The 16,661-nt window shown below is 66.2% G+C and carries 13 protein-coding genes; 11 read left to right on the forward strand and 2 right to left on the reverse strand.

The features are described 5' to 3' along the window. Positions 1-127 precede the first annotated feature (127 nt). Positions 128-1,117 (reverse strand): hypothetical protein, encoded by a 990-nt coding sequence (locus AAEP86_RS00700; RefSeq protein WP_420367217.1) that lies wholly within the window; start codon positions 1,115-1,117, stop codon positions 128-130. Positions 1,118-1,699: 582 nt separating this feature from the next. Between AAEP86_RS00700 and AAEP86_RS00705 the strand changes: the two genes are divergently transcribed. The 5 genes from AAEP86_RS00705 (at position 1,700) to AAEP86_RS00725 (ending at position 5,656) form a co-directional block, all read left to right on the forward strand. Then, positions 1,700-1,888 carry a hypothetical protein gene (locus tag AAEP86_RS00705; protein ID WP_420367218.1) on the forward strand — a complete coding sequence of 63 codons (189 nt, stop codon included), beginning with the start codon at positions 1,700-1,702 and terminating at the stop codon, positions 1,886-1,888. 227 nt (positions 1,889-2,115) lie between these two features. Beyond that, positions 2,116-2,430 (forward strand): hypothetical protein, encoded by a 315-nt coding sequence (locus tag AAEP86_RS00710; RefSeq protein WP_420367219.1) that lies wholly within the window; start codon positions 2,116-2,118, stop codon positions 2,428-2,430. 40 nt (positions 2,431-2,470) lie between these two features. Beyond that, positions 2,471-3,619 carry a non-hydrolyzing UDP-N-acetylglucosamine 2-epimerase gene (gene wecB, locus AAEP86_RS00715; RefSeq protein WP_420367220.1) on the forward strand — a complete coding sequence of 383 codons (1,149 nt, stop codon included), beginning with the start codon at positions 2,471-2,473 and terminating at the stop codon, positions 3,617-3,619. A gap of 31 nt (positions 3,620-3,650) precedes the next feature. Next, entirely contained in the window at positions 3,651-5,009 is a 1,359-nt protein-coding gene (locus tag AAEP86_RS00720) for a glycosyltransferase (RefSeq protein ID WP_420367221.1), read from the forward strand. 11 nt (positions 5,010-5,020) lie between these two features. Then, positions 5,021-5,656 (forward strand): hypothetical protein, encoded by a 636-nt coding sequence (locus AAEP86_RS00725; RefSeq protein WP_420367222.1) that lies wholly within the window; start codon positions 5,021-5,023, stop codon positions 5,654-5,656. 269 nt (positions 5,657-5,925) lie between these two features. Here AAEP86_RS00725 and AAEP86_RS00730 read toward each other — a convergent pair whose 3' ends face one another. Further along, positions 5,926-6,375 (reverse strand): DUF6941 family protein, encoded by a 450-nt coding sequence (locus tag AAEP86_RS00730; RefSeq protein ID WP_420367223.1) that lies wholly within the window; start codon positions 6,373-6,375, stop codon positions 5,926-5,928. A gap of 118 nt (positions 6,376-6,493) precedes the next feature. On the opposite strand from AAEP86_RS00730, the gene AAEP86_RS00735 reads away from it, so the two are divergent. The 6 genes from AAEP86_RS00735 to AAEP86_RS00760 all read left to right on the forward strand — a co-directional run bounded on the left by AAEP86_RS00735 (position 6,494) and on the right by AAEP86_RS00760 (position 16,221). After that, positions 6,494-6,829 carry a hypothetical protein gene (locus tag AAEP86_RS00735; protein WP_420367224.1) on the forward strand — a complete coding sequence of 112 codons (336 nt, stop codon included), beginning with the start codon at positions 6,494-6,496 and terminating at the stop codon, positions 6,827-6,829. 34 nt (positions 6,830-6,863) lie between these two features. Further along, on the forward strand, positions 6,864-7,115 hold the full coding sequence (locus tag AAEP86_RS00740) for a hypothetical protein (protein ID WP_420367225.1): 252 nt from the start codon (positions 6,864-6,866) through the stop codon (positions 7,113-7,115). A 57-nt stretch (positions 7,116-7,172) separates the two neighbouring features. Continuing rightward, complete coding sequence (locus AAEP86_RS00745) at positions 7,173-8,882, forward strand: sigma-70 family RNA polymerase sigma factor (protein WP_420367226.1); 1,710 nt, start codon at positions 7,173-7,175, stop codon at positions 8,880-8,882. A 152-nt stretch (positions 8,883-9,034) separates the two neighbouring features. Further along, a complete protein-coding gene (locus tag AAEP86_RS00750) occupies positions 9,035-9,175 on the forward strand; it encodes a hypothetical protein (RefSeq protein ID WP_420367227.1) in 141 nt (46 codons plus the stop codon). 292 nt (positions 9,176-9,467) lie between these two features. Beyond that, the gene (locus AAEP86_RS00755) at positions 9,468-15,662 is read left to right on the forward strand and encodes a DUF7507 domain-containing protein (protein WP_420367228.1); all 6,195 of its coding nucleotides are present in this window, start codon (positions 9,468-9,470) and stop codon (positions 15,660-15,662) included. A gap of 79 nt (positions 15,663-15,741) precedes the next feature. Further along, complete coding sequence (locus tag AAEP86_RS00760; RefSeq protein ID WP_420366956.1) at positions 15,742-16,221, forward strand: hypothetical protein; 480 nt, start codon at positions 15,742-15,744, stop codon at positions 16,219-16,221. Positions 16,222-16,661 lie beyond the last annotated feature (440 nt).

Here is a 16,661-nt window from a genome sequence, read left to right on the forward strand (position 1 = left end):
GGCTGCTGGTGCGTCTCTTACATCGCAGCTGTGTGCATCCTCGGTTCACGCGCGGTCACACGCTCCGGCGGCTGACCGCTCGCTGCTCAGATTCGATAGAGGAGAGCGGTTGCGGCAGCCGCCGCTATCACCGCAGCGTGCCCCGCTGGCGGAAGCGGTGCAGCAGAAGGCCGCCGAGGGTGATCACTGCAGCTGCAGCAGCACCCGGAGCGGCGATCATGGGGGTGTCCACGGTGCGAGCGATGGTCAGCGTGGTGTTCGCGTTCGGGATGAGGTTGGCGACGTTCGTGCTGAGGTTGCTGGTGTTGTTCGTGTAGGACCCGGGCGTGGACCCCGTCACGTTCACCGTGATGGTGCAGGTCGCACCCGTCGACACTGAGATCCCCACAACCGACACTGTCGTGTCTCCGGCAGCGATGGGGCCATTGCCGCCGGCTACCGTCGGCGCACCGCACCCGCTCCCGATCGTCGCGCTGCTGTTCGCAATCCGAACACCAGAGGGAAGTGCATCCGTGAAGTCCAGCGGCCACAACGTGGGCTGAGCTTCGCTTGCAGGGTTGGTGATCGAGAACGTCAGGGCGCTCACACCGTCCGGGGCGATCGTCGTGGGCGAGAACGCTTTCGTGAGTTCAGCCGTGGGGAACGACAACGCGTACCCCCAGCCGTCACCGTTGGCGACGACGCTCGAGTCGGTTGAGTTGAACAACGTCACGGACTTCACCAGGCCGGAAGCGGCGGTGAGGCGAACCGATCCGCATGCGCCGCTGGGGTTGCCACCGGTGTTGGTTTCGCAGCCGTTGTTGTTCGGTTGGGAGAGGGTGGTGTTGATGACGGTCGAGGACACTGCCAGCGAGTTGTTGCCGGCCGCGCGCTGCAACGAGATGGGCGCGCCGGTCGTGCTCGTTCCGGTGACTCGCAGCGACGACGCATCCATGTTGATGACGTGGATCATCGGCGCGATGACGGGTTTGCTGAACGTCAACGTTGACGTGCGGGACCCGCTCTGGGTGAGTCCGAGGCAATCGTTCTGCGCTGTGACAACACCGGCCGGCACGGTGGGGGAGTAGTACGGGCTGAGGTCTTGCCCGGACGCCCGGAAATCACCAGTGCCGTTCATCTGGCATGTCCCGGTGACTGCGGTCGTTGTTTCGGTAGCGGTGACTCCTGACGTGCCGAACGTGAAGGTCCGATTCGCGCCGACGGCGTTGCTGGAAGTGGGTGTGATTGCGGTAGACCACTGCTGGGACGGGGACGTCGCGGCTGATGCTGCCGTGGCGCCGAGTAGAGAACCCGCGCCGACAGCCGCTCCGATGCTTGCCAGCGCAAGGACGTGCACCCATCGGCCTGGTGCGCGCTGACTGACCGGGCCGCTTGCCCGCGGTGACGATTGACGCCTGATTCGCATCTGTGCTTCCAATGTTCGGACGGGCGCCGACCTTCGTCGACGACGAGAGCGGAGAGGCCCTCACTAGCGGGACGCTGCGCACCGCTCGTCATGACGCGACTGATCCGCGCTGCCTCGCGGATCACCACGTCGTCGCAGCACCGTCGACTGCAGTGCACTGCACTGCACTGCACTGCACTGGTCGTGGTCGTCAGCAGAGCGGCACCACGGATTAGCGCCAACTGGCGTCATACCGCGGTGCTGAAGCAGTCCTCCAGGGGTCAGGACACACGGCGTGACCCAGGAGGAGGCAGCATGTACGGAGCAGGCGGAGGCTCAATTGGTGGTGGCGCCGCACTCGGCGGAACGCTGGCGTACACCGGCGCGGCGGACCCGAGCCTGGCGATCATCGTCGCCAGTAGCGCTGTGGCGCTTGGCGGTGTGCTGCTGCTGCGAAAGTGGCTGCTGCCGCGCCGAGCCGCAAGGGTCGAGCAGGACAGGTGAGTTCCGCCGTCAGCTCCCATACCAAGCGGATTGGGGTCGGTAGGACCGCAGTCCTCCTGGCTGTGTTCGCAGCTGTGGCCGGCGCGGTCGCGTCACAGGAGCAAGTCCGCTCTGCGGAAGCGCAGCTCGCAGCGTGGTGGCTGGGGCCGCTGCTCCCCGGAGAGGTGACGTCGTCCGGGACAGGATTCCTTCTTACCACCACCGCTTCGGGGCCCTTGTTTTTCAACGTGACCCTCGAATGCACGGTCCTCATCCTCGTGGTGCCCCTGACCGTGGTCATCGGTGCGATGGTGTTCCACCGCGCCACGTCCCTCGCCCGCATCGTCGCTGCTCTCACGGTTGGCACTACTGCGCTGGTGATCGTCAACCAGGGACGGCTCGGTCTAATCGCGTGGGCAACCCAGGTATGGGGGATCGTCCCGGGCTACCAGGTCAGTCATCTCCTCGTGGGATCTCTCCTCGCGATCGCGGGGTTCGTGGGAGCCCTTGTTCTGGCGATCACAATCTTGGGCCCGCGTCCCGCCAGCGCCCCCGGCCGCTAAGCCGCCGCCGCCCCCACTCGTACTGCAACAAAGGAATCTCATGTCTGCTGGAGACATCGCCGTGGTGCTGGGTACCCGCCCGGAAATCATCAAGCTCGCCCCTGTCATCCGCGCACTTGGCGAACGGGCATGGGTGATCCACACCGGCCAGCACTACGACGATGAGCTCGCCGGACAGTACTTCCGGGAGGCCGGGATCGGGCTGCCCGAGACCGTTCTCGACGGCATCGGCGGACTCTCCCGCGGCGAGCAGATCGGGTACGGCATTCTCGGGTTGACCGAACTCTTCGCGGTACGGCGGCCCCGTATGGTCCTCGTGCAGGGTGACACCAACACTGTCGCGGCCGCAGCGCAGGCTGCGCAGTACGCCGGTATCCCGGTCGGTCATGTCGAAGCCGGACTGCGCTCCGGTGATCGCGGGATGCCCGAGGAAGTGAATCGCATCCTGACCGGGACACTCGCTGATGTGCACTTCGCACCCACCGAGACCAGTGCGAATAACCTCCTGCGCGAAGGGGTCCCTCGGGATCAAATCGCGGTGACTGGTAACACAGTGGTCGAGGCGACGATCGACGGGTTGCGGCGCGCGGAGCCGCCCTCCGCCAAGCTCTTCCCTTCCGGCGTTGTGCCTGACCAATATGCCGTCGCGACGCTGCACCGACCCGAGAACACGGACACTGAGCCGGCGCTTCGCCGCGTGTTGGAAGCACTCGCTGCGCTACCGCTGCCCGTGGTACTGCTTCTGCACCCTCGTACTCGAGCTGCCGTGGACCGGTTCAAGCTGACCGCACTGCTTGCACGCCTTGTGGTACTGGATTCGATGCCCCCTGCAGCGTTCCTCGGGCTCGTCGCGGACGCCGCCGTCGTCGTGTCGGATTCTGGTGGGCTCCAGGAAGAGTGCACCGTCCTGAAAGTTCCGCTTGCGGTCATCAGGCGCAGCACTGAACGTCCTGAAGCGATCGACGCCGGCTTCGCTCGGCTGGTCTTGCCCTCCCGAGACATCGTGACGGAAGTGTCGTGGCTCCTCACCGACCGGCAACTCCGTGAACGCCTTGCACGCACACCGAGTCCCTTCGGCAACGGCACGGCCAGCGCACACATCGCGAGCATCAGCCGCGGCATCGCAGACGGCGACGATGTTCCGTCGGCGATCCGAGCAACTCAACTGATAGCGGCGACTGCCGCATGACCGGAGTCTCTCCCAGAGTCAGGACCGCATGATGGTGCAACTGTTCGCCAGCATCTCGACAGTGCTCGTGGTGTCGTTCTGCGCCTACGTCTTGACGATCCTGATCCCGTTCCTCCGGCGCAAGCCCGAACCGGAGGGCCAGCCTGCAGCGTTCCAATGGCACTTCTTCATCCCCTGCCGTGACGAAGAAGCCGTGATCGGAACGACTATCGGCCGTGCCCGGGAACGGTTCCCGACAGCGCACGTCTGGATCATCGATGACGACAGCGACGACCGAACCGCCGACATCGTGCGCCACTTCGAAGTGAACGACCCGCTTGTGCACCTGGTGGAACGGCACCGGCCTCACGCCCGCATCGGTAAGGGAGCGGCGCTGAACGCCGCCTACGACGCGCTCAACGCATGGCTACCGGCAGACGCCGACCACGAATCAACGCTCGTCTGCGTGTTGGATGCGGACGGGGAGATGGAAGCGAACGCCTTCGCCGCCGTCGCTACCGACCGCGTGTTCGGCGATCCCACGGTCGGCGCTGCGCAGATCACGGTGTGGATGAAGAACCGCAACGACCGGCATCCGCTGCCAGGCCACTCTCGTGTCGCAAACCTGATGGCGCGAGCGCTCATCCGGATGCAGGACATGGAGTTCCGCACCATGATCGCGGCGATGCAGACGCTCCGGGAGCACACCAGCACGGTCGGCCTCGGGGGCAACGGACAGTTCACCCGCCTCTCCGTACTCGATCTGATTCGAGACTCCTACGGCGAACCATGGCACGGCTCCTTGCTCGAGGACTACGAGCTCGGCGTGCACGTGCTCCTCGCCGGATACCAAACCCGGCACGTTCACGACACGCACGTGTCGCAGGAGGCGCTGACCAGCTTCCGAAGATTCCTCACCCAACGCACGCGCTGGTCACAAGGCAACATTCAGTGCGCACGCTACCTCGGGCAGATCTTCGCCTCACGGCACTTCGATACCCGAGGCGTGCTGGAGAGTGCCTACTACCTGGTCTTGCCCTTCATCCAGGTGATCGGTTTCGTCACCTGGATGGTCCTGGTCGGTGCGTTCATCCAGCGCCTGGCCACGGATCCACAACATGTCCTCGCCGACGCAACTCCGGTCGCGTTCGCGGCAACCGCCGTGCTCTTCACCCTCTTCGGCGTCGCACCCTTCGCAATCTGGGGACCCGTCTACGTGCGCCGATGCGAGCCGCAGAAGAGCCTGTGGAAGGGCCTGCTGTACGGACTGGGGATGTGGTTCTACGTGTTCTACATGTACGTCTCGTTGAGCAGGGCCTTCGTGCGCGTCGTCCTCCGCCGGAACGGGTGGGCGAAAACGCGCCGCAACGCTGAAGTCGACGTTACTGGCGCGATCGCGCTCGAGTCCTAGGAGCTGCTCAGATGTTCAAAACGGTGCTCACCGCAATCACCCTCACAGTCATCGACGCCGCCTTCGTCGCCGGCACGGCAGGCATGATGTGGTGGAACGCCGGCACCACCGTGGTCGACCTGACCCCCATCGCCGCCGTGATGACCGTCGTCACCGGGACGACCATCCTCATCTTCCGCGAGCTGCTCAACCCGCGGGCCCGCCAAGGACTCATCACAACTTCAGCAACACGGGCCGAGGTGCTGGTCGTCATCCTCGATGTCGTCGCCGTGGCGGCACTGCTGGCCGTCTGGATGACGACCGGCCTGTACCTGCTGGGCTGGTACGCCTGCTTTGCCGGAGCCACCCTGCTCACAGGGCACCTCGTGCAGCTCTTCGCCGACATCCTCGTCCGCGTGAACGCTGGAGGAGACCATGGCCGCGCGGAAGCGGCCAGACGCAGCACGGGGCTCGCCGCACTGCACGCCGGTGGCAGCATCCTCGGCATAGCGACGCTCGTGGCCACCCGCGATGTGCATACCTGGTCGGCGCCGCTGCTCAATGGCACTGTCGTACTCATCGTTTTGTCGATGCTGCTCGGTGCATCCGCAGCGTGGGGCATCCGCCGCATGCGCACAAGCAGCCCGTCCGCACAAGCATCACGGTAAGAATCACCGGCCGAGTGACGCTCCTACCGGAGCCCATGCGCCCTACGACGGTCACTTCACGCCGTGCCGCGTGCATGGGCGGCCCGTGAGCGAGGCCACTTTTCGGCGACGAAACACGACGGGTCTCGGATCCTCAACCGAAACGATCCGCATGCCGCTGCCGCGCAAACGGACACCCCGGGGTTAGCGCTGGGTGGGATGGCGTCTCACAGCGGGCTCGTATCCGGAAGGCTGCGCCGGGGCGGCTGGGGGAGCGGCGCGACTGCCGGTCAGGGTTCGAGCGTTGCGACGTGCATGGGGAGGCGGTGGGCGACGTTGCCGTCGACGAGGAGCGCCCACGAGTAGCCGCCGGAGTGCGGGACACGCAGGTTGTTGATCGTGAACGTCAGCGGATGTGCCTGGTCCGCGCCGGGGGTGAGACCGGGGAAACGGTGGGCTGTGAAACGTTGCCCGAGCTGGACGACCGCGGTGCCCGGGTCGCTGCCGTCTCCTGCGAGGGGGAGGAGCTGCCCGTCTTCGGTCTCGAGGCGAAGCGCGAGCTCGTGTTCGGTGTCGGTGTCGTTCCATCCGACGTGGACGATCACGCCGATCGCGATCCGTGGCTGCACTGTGGGGAAAGACGGTGCCGCGAGGGTGTCCCAGCCTGCGCCGAGGACGTACAGCTTGCCGTTGACCGCTTCGGCGGAGTCTGCGAGGAACGCGGTGAGGTGGATGGTCACGTGGGCTCCCGATGTCTGGTGATCGCCGCGTTCACGGCGGTGGCCGAAAGTTTTGCAGGTTCGCGTCATGATCGGCAGGGGGCGGGGTCTTCCAAGTGTCGGTGCACTGTGCTGTGCGGTGCACCGAGGCATCAATCGGGTTGGGGAGGGTGTCGCCGGCATCGGGTTTGCCGGCGACACCCGCCGCCGTCTCGATGTCTGCTTGTCTTCCCGCCCACACCTGATCGAAGGAACACGTATGCCTGTCGCCGCGACGAAGTCCGCACCGGCAACGCAGTCAGCCCTGGACGCGAACAGCCGGGATGCCGGCTCCCTGAGTACTGAGCGGGATGCGGCTTCCTCCTGGCCGGTGCAGCTTGGCTCGTCCGAGTTCACGGTGCTGGCCGGGGGCACGATCATCGCGGTCGCGCTGGTCGCGTTGGTCCTGACGGTATGGGTGCGGTTCGGTGGGTAGCAGCGTGGTGTCCAGGTCGGCAGGAAACGCCGTCATGACCGTGAACGAGGAACGTCCTGTTGGTATGAGCGATTCCGATGCGACCGTTGAGCTACCGGTGGGGGTGCCGCACGTGGAAGTGTTCATCGCCACGCGCACGAGCGAGCCGATCGGAGTGTGGTGCACCTGCGACATCGGACGGCAGCACACCTACCAGGAATGGCGCGAGCGGAATCAACTTCCAGAGCACCTTCGAGACCGGCGCGGTCGAACAGGTGCGGATGCGTCGATCACTGCCGCACACTGAGACTCAACCAGCTCACCGACCTACTGACCGGAGTATGACTCCGAGGAGCACCATCACGTGGACAGGGAACACGACGACCGGGCGTTAATCGAACGTGCCCGCGCGGGAGACCGTGCCGCGTTCGCGGCACTGTGGACTGCGCACTCCGAAGCTGCCCGCCGGCTCGCGGGAAGTATCACGCAGACGTTCGACGCCGACGACCTCGTGTCCGAGGCATACCTCAAGATCTTCACCGCGCTGCAAGCGGGAAAGGGCCCAACGGGTCCGTTCCGTCCGTACTTGTTCGTCACGATCCGCAACCTCGCGGTCAGCTGGTCCCGTCGAAAGCGCGACGACAGCATCGAGGAAGCAGAAAGCTTCCCTGATCCGCGAGCGACCGATACCGCGATCCTCGTCGCGCTGGATGAGCAGCTGACGATGCGGGCATTCCGGAGCCTGCCCGAGCGGTGGCAGCAGGTGCTGTGGTTCACCGAAGTGGACGGGTTACAGCCGCAGGAGATTGCGGACCGGTTGCAGTTGAAACCGAACAGTGTCGCCGCGTTGGCGTATCGGGCGCGGGAAGGTCTTCGGCAGGCGTGGATCCAGGCGCACATTGACAGTGCCGCTGCTGGGTCGGATCACCGATGGGCGCTCGAGCACATCGGGCAGGCCGTGCGGTCAAGTCTGAGCCCGAGGAACCGGGCGAAGTACGACGCACACCTGGCGGGGTGTGCGAACTGCACCGTGATCGCGGCGGAAGCGCAGGACACCAGCGCCCGCTTCACGTCCGCATTGCTGCCCATCGCGGTCGGCATCACCGGCACCGCAGGGCTCGGCGAATTCCTTGCACACGCCCGTACGCCTACCGACGCAACCCCGAACGCCGAACACGGCGCATCGGCATGGCGCGAGCATGTCGCGGTCCGGACGGCACGCACCGTCGTGGCCACCCGACGTCGCCGTGCCGTCCTCGCCGGCGCAGCCCTTATCGTCGCCGCGGGAATCACAGCCTCAGCCGTATACGGCACCACGCAAACCGCGCCGACACCGGTTGAAGCTGCAGCCGGCCTCGTTGCCACCGCCACCCCCACAGCATCCGAACTTCCGACGCCGACGACGGCAGCTACACCGAAGCCCCGTTCTTCCGAACTGGCGTCGAAGCCGTCTCCCCGCGAACCTGATCGACCCGAACGCAGCGCACCCGGGCGCGTCAGCACAGAACCGCGCACCGACAGCGGCAGCACCACGAGCGCCGCTGACCCTCAGCAGGCGGGCCCGCCGTCAGCGGGTCCCGCCGCTACTCAACCAGTGGTATCGATCACCAACGTCGACACTGGCCGTGGCGCGTTCTACCCGCTCGTGTCCGGAACCGCCGCTCCCGGCAGCGTCGTCACCGTCAGCAGTCGCGCCGGCGCCACAGCGTCTGCGACGGCGGACACCACTGGGGTATGGGCGGCACCCCAGTTGACGGCGTTCCCTACGGGGACTGGGCAGATCACGGCGTCCAGCGCCGGAGCGGTCTCGGGGCAAGCGTCAGCGCGTGTCACCCGCCCCGCGGTGTCGACCGCGTCCTCGGGCGACACACTCACCGTGCAGATCCGTGGGGTCCCGTCCACCGGGTACGCGCTCACCTGGGACGGCGCCGCCTTCGGGTCCGCTCGAACCGACAGCAGTGGAGCTGCGTCCTTCGCCGGGCAGGTCAACACAACCGGCACCCACACACTCAGCGTCGCTGCATCCGACGGAGCCCGATCCGGACCAGCAACAACGATGAGCGTGCGTTTCTAACCCCGCAAACAAGCCTCCCAGCACGCAATTCGTACCGTCCGGCACACGTTGCTGAAAATTCCCGTCATACCGGTGCAGCGGAGGCGTCTTCCTGGCAACACCAGTCCCGCACCGATCAGGGGTGCGGGACGATGAGCCGCGCAGGAGCGACGATGACCACACACGCCAACGACCACAGCACCGAACAGCCGAGGCGCTCCGTCGCCACGCTCGGATTTCGGGGCGCTTTGGCGCTTCTCGCCGTAATCGGTGGTTTCGGCCTGGTCATCGCCATCGTGAACCCGGGCGCATGAGCGCCACGTACGTTCTCGTGTCCAGCACCTGCGTCCGCCCCCTTGCCGGCGCAGTCACGCGGCTGTCCTCGAGCGCTTCCACAGCTCACCAAGCCGGATGGCGCGGCAGGGGAATGAACATTGCGGACAGTGCTGGTGCCCTGTGCGTATATGCCGGTATTGTCCAGGCAGCTCTCACCAAGCCGGGTCCTCGCCAACCACGAGGAACCGAACCCGTCCCGGGAGGATCAGGGATGAACGACGTCGACGTCGCTCGAGCAGGACGCATCAACGCAACCTTTGGAGGTGCGCGATGACGCGCAAGCTTGTCTTCGATCTCACGGGCCGCCGCCGGTACATCGCGTACGCGGCGCTGATCGCGTTGCTCGGCGCACTGCTGAGCGCCGTCACACTTCTCCGCCCGGCAAACCCGGCATCCGCAGCGACGTCACCGTCTCAGCAGTGGGCCACCTCCCTGACCGCACCGTCCTCCACGGACAGCGTCACCGGTGCAACCAGAACCTTCCAGTTCGGCACCACCGGCATCACAGCGACCGAGACCACCACCGCGGTATCCGGAAGCTGCTACATGACGAGCTCGCTCAGCAGTTGGAGCGGAACGAACGCCAACAGCTTCGTCAGTCCGACCCCTCCGGCGACCACTGGTGTCGCGACGAGCGTTTGTCTCGGCGACGCCGGCCCCAGCACACGAACCTCGACACTCACCTTCAGCCGGCCAATCATCGCGCCGATGCTGCACGTCATGAACCTCGACGCATCCCAGCTGCGCGTCGCGGGAACGAGCACCACGGGTGCGGCAATCACCGTCGCCCCGCTGACGCGCAACACCACGATGGAGGTCACCGGGAACACCCTCAACTCCACCTTCAACACCGCGATCAACGCCGGATGTCAGGCGAACGATGGCAGCAACCCCAACGGCGCCTGCGGATCGTTCCGCCTGACTGCGGCCTCGGGTTTGGTCCAGAGCGTCACCCTGACGAACACCACCGCCAACAGTGGTCTCCCGCAGGGAACGCAAACCTCCGATGACGGCTGGAACTACACACTGTCCTACCCGACCACGCCGCTGACGAAGGCGTTCAGTCCCTCGACGATTGCCCCTGGACAGACTGCTCAGCTCACCTTCACCATCGCCAACCCAGCGAACGAAGCGCAGCCGACCCTGTCCCCGCTCGGCTTCACCGACACGCTCCCAGCAGGGGTGACCATCGCCAACGGAACCGTGACCAACAACGGTAGTTGTGGGTCCCCGACGCTCACCGGCGCGGGCGGTGCAGCCCTCACTGCAGGCAGCACATCGGTCACCGCCGACACGATCACTGTCGCCGCCGGCGCGACCTGCACGATCACCGTGAACGTCACCGCAACTACCGCCGGGTCCTACACGAACAACAACGCGAACCTCAGCACCACCGTCGCGAACCTCGTCCCCAACGCGAACACGACCCTCACCGTCGCGGTTCCCCCGTCCACGCTGACCCTGCGGAAGAACGTCGTGGCACGCAACGCTCCGACTGATCAGTTCAACCTCACCATCGGCACCCCCACCCCAACAACGGCGACCACAAGCGGCACGGCGACCGGCGTTCAGGCAGCCACGGCCGGCCCAGCCACGGTGAACCCGGGCCAGACCTACTCGATCTCGGAATCCGGCACCACCGGCACCGATCTCAGCCGGTACAGCTCCTCGTACGTCTGCACCTCGGCAGGAGCGACCATCGCCAGCGGATCCGGCACGACCGGCTCGGTGACCATCCCGAGCGCCGGCACCACCGGAGCCAACGTCACCTGCACCTTCACAAACACGCCGTTCAACCCGAGCCTGACCATCGCGAAGACCGCAACCCCGACGACCATCACCGCCGCCGGCCAAACCGTCACCTACCGCTTCGAAGTGACCAACACCGGCGACGTCCCACTGACGAACGTCACCATCAACGACACCGCGTTCTCCGGAACCGGCACCGCCCCCACAATCACCTGCCCTGCCGGGACCGCGTCGATGGCGCCCGGCGCCACGGTCACCTGCACCGCCAGCTACACCGCAACACAAGCAGACGTCAACGCAGGACGCATCACCAACACGGCGACCGCAACCGGGACGCCGCCCACTGGCGCACCCATCACCTCCACCCCCTCAACAGCAGTCGTGACCGCAACCCAGTCGCCGGGGATCTCGGTGGTGAAGTCGGCGTCGCCGTCGGATGCTGCGTCGTTCACGGTGGGTCAGGACGTGACGTATTCGTTCGTGGTGACGAACACTGGGAACGTGACGTTGACCGGCGTGGCGGTGGATGATTCCGAGTTCACGGGCTCGGGTCAGCTGTCGGCTATCGATTGCCCGACGACGACGCTTGCGCCAGGTGCGCAGACGACGTGCACGGCGACGTACACGATCACGCAGGCTGACGTGGACCGTGGCAGCATCCGGAACGTTGCGACCGCGACTGGTGTTCCGCCGACGGGTACGCCGCCGGTGTCGCCGCCGTCCGAGGTGACGATCCCGTCGAATCCGGCGCCGTCGCTTTCGGTGGTGAAGACTGCTGATCGGACGACGATCACGGCTGCGGGTCAGACGGTGAACTACTCGTTCGTGGTGACGAACACGGGGAACGTGACGATCACGGACCCGGTGGTTGATGATTCGGACTTCACCGGGACCGGGACCGCTCCGGTGGTGGATTGCCCGGCTGGGTCGATCGCTCCGGGTGCGTCGGTGACGTGCACGGCGTCGTATGTGACCACGCAGGCGGATGTTGACCAGGGTGGTGTGACGAACACTGCGACGGTCACGGGTACGCCGCCGGGTGGTGGGACGACGCCGCCGTCGCCGCCGTCGACGGTGACGGTTCCCTCCGACCCGGCGCCGGCACTGACCGTCGTCAAGACCGCTGACCGCACCGAGCTCACGGCTGCAGGGCAGACGATCACCTACTCGTTCGTGGTGACGAACACGGGCAACGTGACCTTGACCGACGTCGCGGTGGATGACACCGACTTCACCGGAACTGGGACGCTATCGGCCGTGACGTGCCCGACGGCGACGCTCGCGCCGGGTGCGGACATCACCTGCACCGCGACCTACGAGGTCACCCAGGCGGACATCGACAACGGCGGTGTCACCAACACCGCTGTCGGTACCGGTACTCCGCCGACCGGCGACCCGATCCCCACACCCCCCTCGACCGTTTCCGTCCCGTCCACCCAGGCGCCGTCGCTTTCGGTGGTGAAGACTGCTGATCGGACGACGATCACGGCTGCGGGTCAGACGGTGAACTACTCGTTCGTGGTGACGAACACGGGGAACGTGACGATCACGGACCCGGTGGTTGATGATTCGGACTTCACCGGGACCGGGACCGCTCCGGTGGTGGATTGCCCGGCTGGGTCGATCGCTCCGGGTGCGTCGGTGACGTGCACGGCGTCGTATGTGACGACGCAGGCGGATGTTGACCAGGGTGGTGTGACGAACACTGCGACGGTCACGGGTACGCCGCCGGGTGGTGGGACGACGCCGCCGTCGCCGCCGTCGACGGTGACGGTTCCCTCCGACCCGGCGCCGGCACTGACCGTCGTCAAGACCGCTGACCGCACCGAGCTCACGGCTGCAGGGCAGACGATCACCTACTCGTTCGTGGTGACGAACACGGGCAACGTGACCTTGACCGACGTCGCGGTGGATGACACCGACTTCACCGGAACTGGGACGCTATCGGCCGTGACGTGCCCGACGGCGACGCTCGCGCCGGGTGCGGACATCACCTGCACCGCGACCTACGAGGTCACCCAGGCGGACATCGACAACGGCGGTGTCACCAACACCGCTGTCGGTACCGGTACTCCGCCGACCGGCGACCCGATCCCCACACCCCCCTCGACCGTTTCCGTCCCGTCCACCCAGTCGCCGGGGATCTCGGTGGTGAAGTCGGCGTCGCCGTCGGATGCTGCGTCGTTCACGGTGGGTCAGGACGTGACGTATTCGTTCGTGGTGACGAACACTGGGAACGTGACGTTGACCGGCGTGGCGGTGGATGATTCCGAGTTCACGGGCTCGGGTCAGCTGTCGGCTATCGATTGCCCGACGACGACGCTTGCGCCAGGTGCGCAGACGACGTGCACGGCGACGTACACGATCACGCAGGCTGACGTGGACCGTGGCAGCATCCGGAACGTTGCGACCGCGACTGGTGTTCCGCCGACGGGTACGCCGCCGGTGTCGCCGCCGTCCGAGGTGACGATCCCGTCGAATCCGGCGCCGTCGCTTTCGGTGGTGAAGACTGCTGATCGGACGACGATCACGGCTGCGGGTCAGACGGTGAACTACTCGTTCGTGGTGACGAACACGGGGAACGTGACGATCACGGACCCGGTGGTTGATGATTCGGACTTCACCGGGACCGGGACCGCTCCGGTGGTGGATTGCCCGGCTGGGTCGATCGCTCCGGGTGCGTCGGTGACGTGCACGGCGTCGTATGTGACGACGCAGGCGGATGTTGACCAGGGTGGTGTGACGAACACTGCGACGGTCACGGGTACGCCGCCGGGTGGTGGGACGACGCCGCCGTCGCCGCCGTCGACGGTGACGGTTCCCTCCGACCCGGCGCCGGCACTGACTGTCGTCAAGACCGCCACCCCGGAAACGGTCGGGAAGGTCGGCGACACCGTCAAGTACTCCTTCCGCATCACCAACACCGGGAACGTGACCCTCAGGAACGTCACCGTCAATGAGGGTGCGTTTACCGGCACCGGCGACCTGTCCGCGATCACGTGCCCAGCTGGCGCCGCGGCGCTCGCACCGGAAGCCTCAGTGACGTGCACGGCGACGTACGCGCTGACACAAGCAGACGTCGACGCTGGGGAGGTGACGAACACAGCGACTGCCACCGGCACACCCCCCACCGGAACGCCCGTGGACTCGCCACCCTCGACCACCACAGTCACCGTTCCAGAGGATCCGTCTCTCGAGATCGTGAAGACCGCCAACACGGAAACCATCATCCGTGCCGGGCAGTCCATCACGTACTCGTTCGCCGTCACCAACACCGGCAACGTCACGATGTCGGACATCGTCATCGATGACCGTGACTTCTCGGGCACCGGGGAGCTCTCGAGCATCGACTGCCCCGCTGAGTTGGTGGCGCCGGGCGCCACGCTCACCTGCACCGCGACGTATGTCGTCACGCAGGCGGATGTCGACTCGGGGGAGCTGACGAACGCGGCGACCGTCACGGGGACGACGCCGGGTGGGAACACGCCCGATCCGACGCCGCCGTCCACGGTTGAGATTCCGGTGACGAAGACGCCGGGTATCAGTGTGGTGAAGTCCGCCGACGTCACTGGGGAGGAGGACTTCGTTGCCGGCAACACGGTCACGTACTCGTTCGTCGCGACGAACACCGGCAACGTCACCCTGACCGATGTCGTCATCAACGACACCGACTTCTCCGGCACCGGTGAGCTCTCCGCCATCGACTGCCCCGCGGACCAGACGGCATCGTTGGCTCCGGGTGCGTCGGTGACGTGCACTGCGACATACACGTTGACGCAGGGCGACATCAACGCCGGTGAGGTCACGAACACGGCAACCGCGTCCGGCGTCCCGCCGGCAGGGACTCCGCTGACGTCGACACCGTCGAGCGCGGTGGTGCCGACGCCGGAGAACCCGTCACTGTCGCTGGTGAAGACCTCCGACCGGCAGACGATCTCCGCGGCGGGGCAGAAGGTGACGTACTCGTTCCTGGTCACGAACACTGGCAACGTTACGATCACGAACCCGACGATCAACGACACCGGGTTCTCCGGCACCGGGGAACTGTCCGCGGTCACGTGCCCCAGTAGCGGTGACAGGCTGCTGCCGGGACAGTCGGTGACGTGCACGGCGACGTACACGACCACGCAGGCGGATGTCGACGCGGGATCGCTGCGAAACACGGCAACGGCAGTGGGTACCACCCCCGGGGGTGACCCGACCGATCCGACGCCCCCGTCGACGACGATCGTCCCGACGGATCCGCATCCGGCGCTGACGGTGGTGAAGAAGGCCAGCAGCAGCACCATCACTGGTGCCGGTCAGACGGTCCGGTACACGTTCACCGTCACCAACACGGGCAACGTGACCATGCGGAACGTCACTGTCATTGACCGCGACTTCTCTGGCACTGGGCAGCTGTCCGCGATCACCTGCCCGGCAGGGACCACGGCACTCGCCCCGCAGATGAGCGTCACCTGCACCGCCTCCTACGTCTCCACAGCGGCGGACGTGCGGGCGGGAACGCTGACAAACACGGCGGACGTCACGGGCACCCCAGCAACCGGCGGCGATCCGATCACCTCGACCCCGTCTGTTGCAACGGTCGCCGTCGTGGCGGGCGCTGCAGGACTCGCGTTCACCGGTGCCACCATTGGGTGGCCGCTTGGGATCGCTGCACTCCTGCTCGTGACCGGTTTGGGGTTGATCACGTTGCGCAAGCGCCGCCGCGTCTGATCACCGCAGCGGGAGGGAACCAGCACCGGTTCCCTCCCTGCTGCGGCACGGCATTTCGATAGTCGGAGAAGGAAACACCATGCACCACCACCTCAGCCGTCGGCTCCTCGCCGCGGCAGCCGGCCTCACTGTTGCCGGCCTCGCCCTCACCGGATGCACGAGTGGCACCACCACCACACCTGACAAGACGTCGACGTCGACGCCGGACGCGAAGAGCAGCCAGTCGGCACCGCAGCTGCCCGGCCAACCCAAGGGCGTCACCGGTGCCACGGACGTCCCAACAAAGGTGAAGAACGTCGCCGCGAAACGCTCCGCCGTCGCCATCAGCACCTGCAAGGCCACCAAGGATGGGTGGGCGGCAACCGGTACGGCGAAGAACAGTTCGGCGAAGGACGCGGCGTATGCCCTGACGGTGTACTTCACCGACGACAAGGGCACCGTCGTTGGCTGGGACCAGACCACGGTCAACGCGGCCAGTAAGCAGACGGCGAAGTGGACTGCGGCAGCGAAGTTCACGGCACCGAAGAAGACGAACTGCGTCCTCGCTGGGGTCGGCTGAGCACGCAGCACCAGCAGCTCACTGCTCTCCGGGGCAGGTGAGTCAGACGGGTCGGTTACCCGTCGCATGCGGGAGTGGTTCTCCCAACCAGTGGTGGGGTCGGTCCGTTCGGGTGACCGACCCCACCACTGCGTCGCGGCTTGGGCATGAGAAGAGGGCCGCCGCTCAAGGATCAGGCAAGAGCGGCGGCCCTCGGACGGAGGGAGCTAACCAGGCCACCTCCGGCCACCCGCCGACGCGAGATCAGGGACGCATCAGCGGGCCCTGCAACACCGACTGCTGAGTCAGGTGCGCAGCGAGGGACAAGATCTGCCCTCACGACGAAGACGTCGCCTTCACCCTCGCATGACGCGAGTCCACAGAATCGCACCCTGACTGCTCCAGGGCAACGCCTCGCGAGCAGCGGAGAATTCTTCACGTCACGCGTCATAGTGGTGATG

The organism is Curtobacterium sp. L1-20, assembly GCF_048755855.1.
Taxonomy (GTDB): Bacteria; Actinomycetota; Actinomycetes; order Actinomycetales; family Microbacteriaceae; genus Curtobacterium.

Bases quoted from the DNA above. Each gene is read 5' to 3' on its own strand.
- AAEP86_RS00700 (WP_420367217.1), bottom strand. From the start codon at position 1,117: ATGAACGGCACTGGTGATTTCCGGGCGTCCGGGCAAGACCTCAGCCCG.
- AAEP86_RS00705 (WP_420367218.1), top strand. From the start codon at position 1,700: ATGTACGGAGCAGGCGGAGGCTCAATTGGTGGTGGCGCCGCACTCGGC.
- wecB (WP_420367220.1), top strand. From the start codon at position 2,471: ATGTCTGCTGGAGACATCGCCGTGGTGCTGGGTACCCGCCCGGAAATC.
- AAEP86_RS00720 (WP_420367221.1), top strand. From the start codon at position 3,651: ATGGTGCAACTGTTCGCCAGCATCTCGACAGTGCTCGTGGTGTCGTTC.
- AAEP86_RS00725 (WP_420367222.1), top strand. From the start codon at position 5,021: ATGTTCAAAACGGTGCTCACCGCAATCACCCTCACAGTCATCGACGCC.
- AAEP86_RS00740 (WP_420367225.1), top strand. From the start codon at position 6,864: ATGACCGTGAACGAGGAACGTCCTGTTGGTATGAGCGATTCCGATGCG.
- AAEP86_RS00750 (WP_420367227.1), top strand. From the start codon at position 9,035: ATGACCACACACGCCAACGACCACAGCACCGAACAGCCGAGGCGCTCC.
- AAEP86_RS00755 (WP_420367228.1), top strand. From the start codon at position 9,468: ATGACGCGCAAGCTTGTCTTCGATCTCACGGGCCGCCGCCGGTACATC.
- AAEP86_RS00760 (WP_420366956.1), top strand. From the start codon at position 15,742: ATGCACCACCACCTCAGCCGTCGGCTCCTCGCCGCGGCAGCCGGCCTC.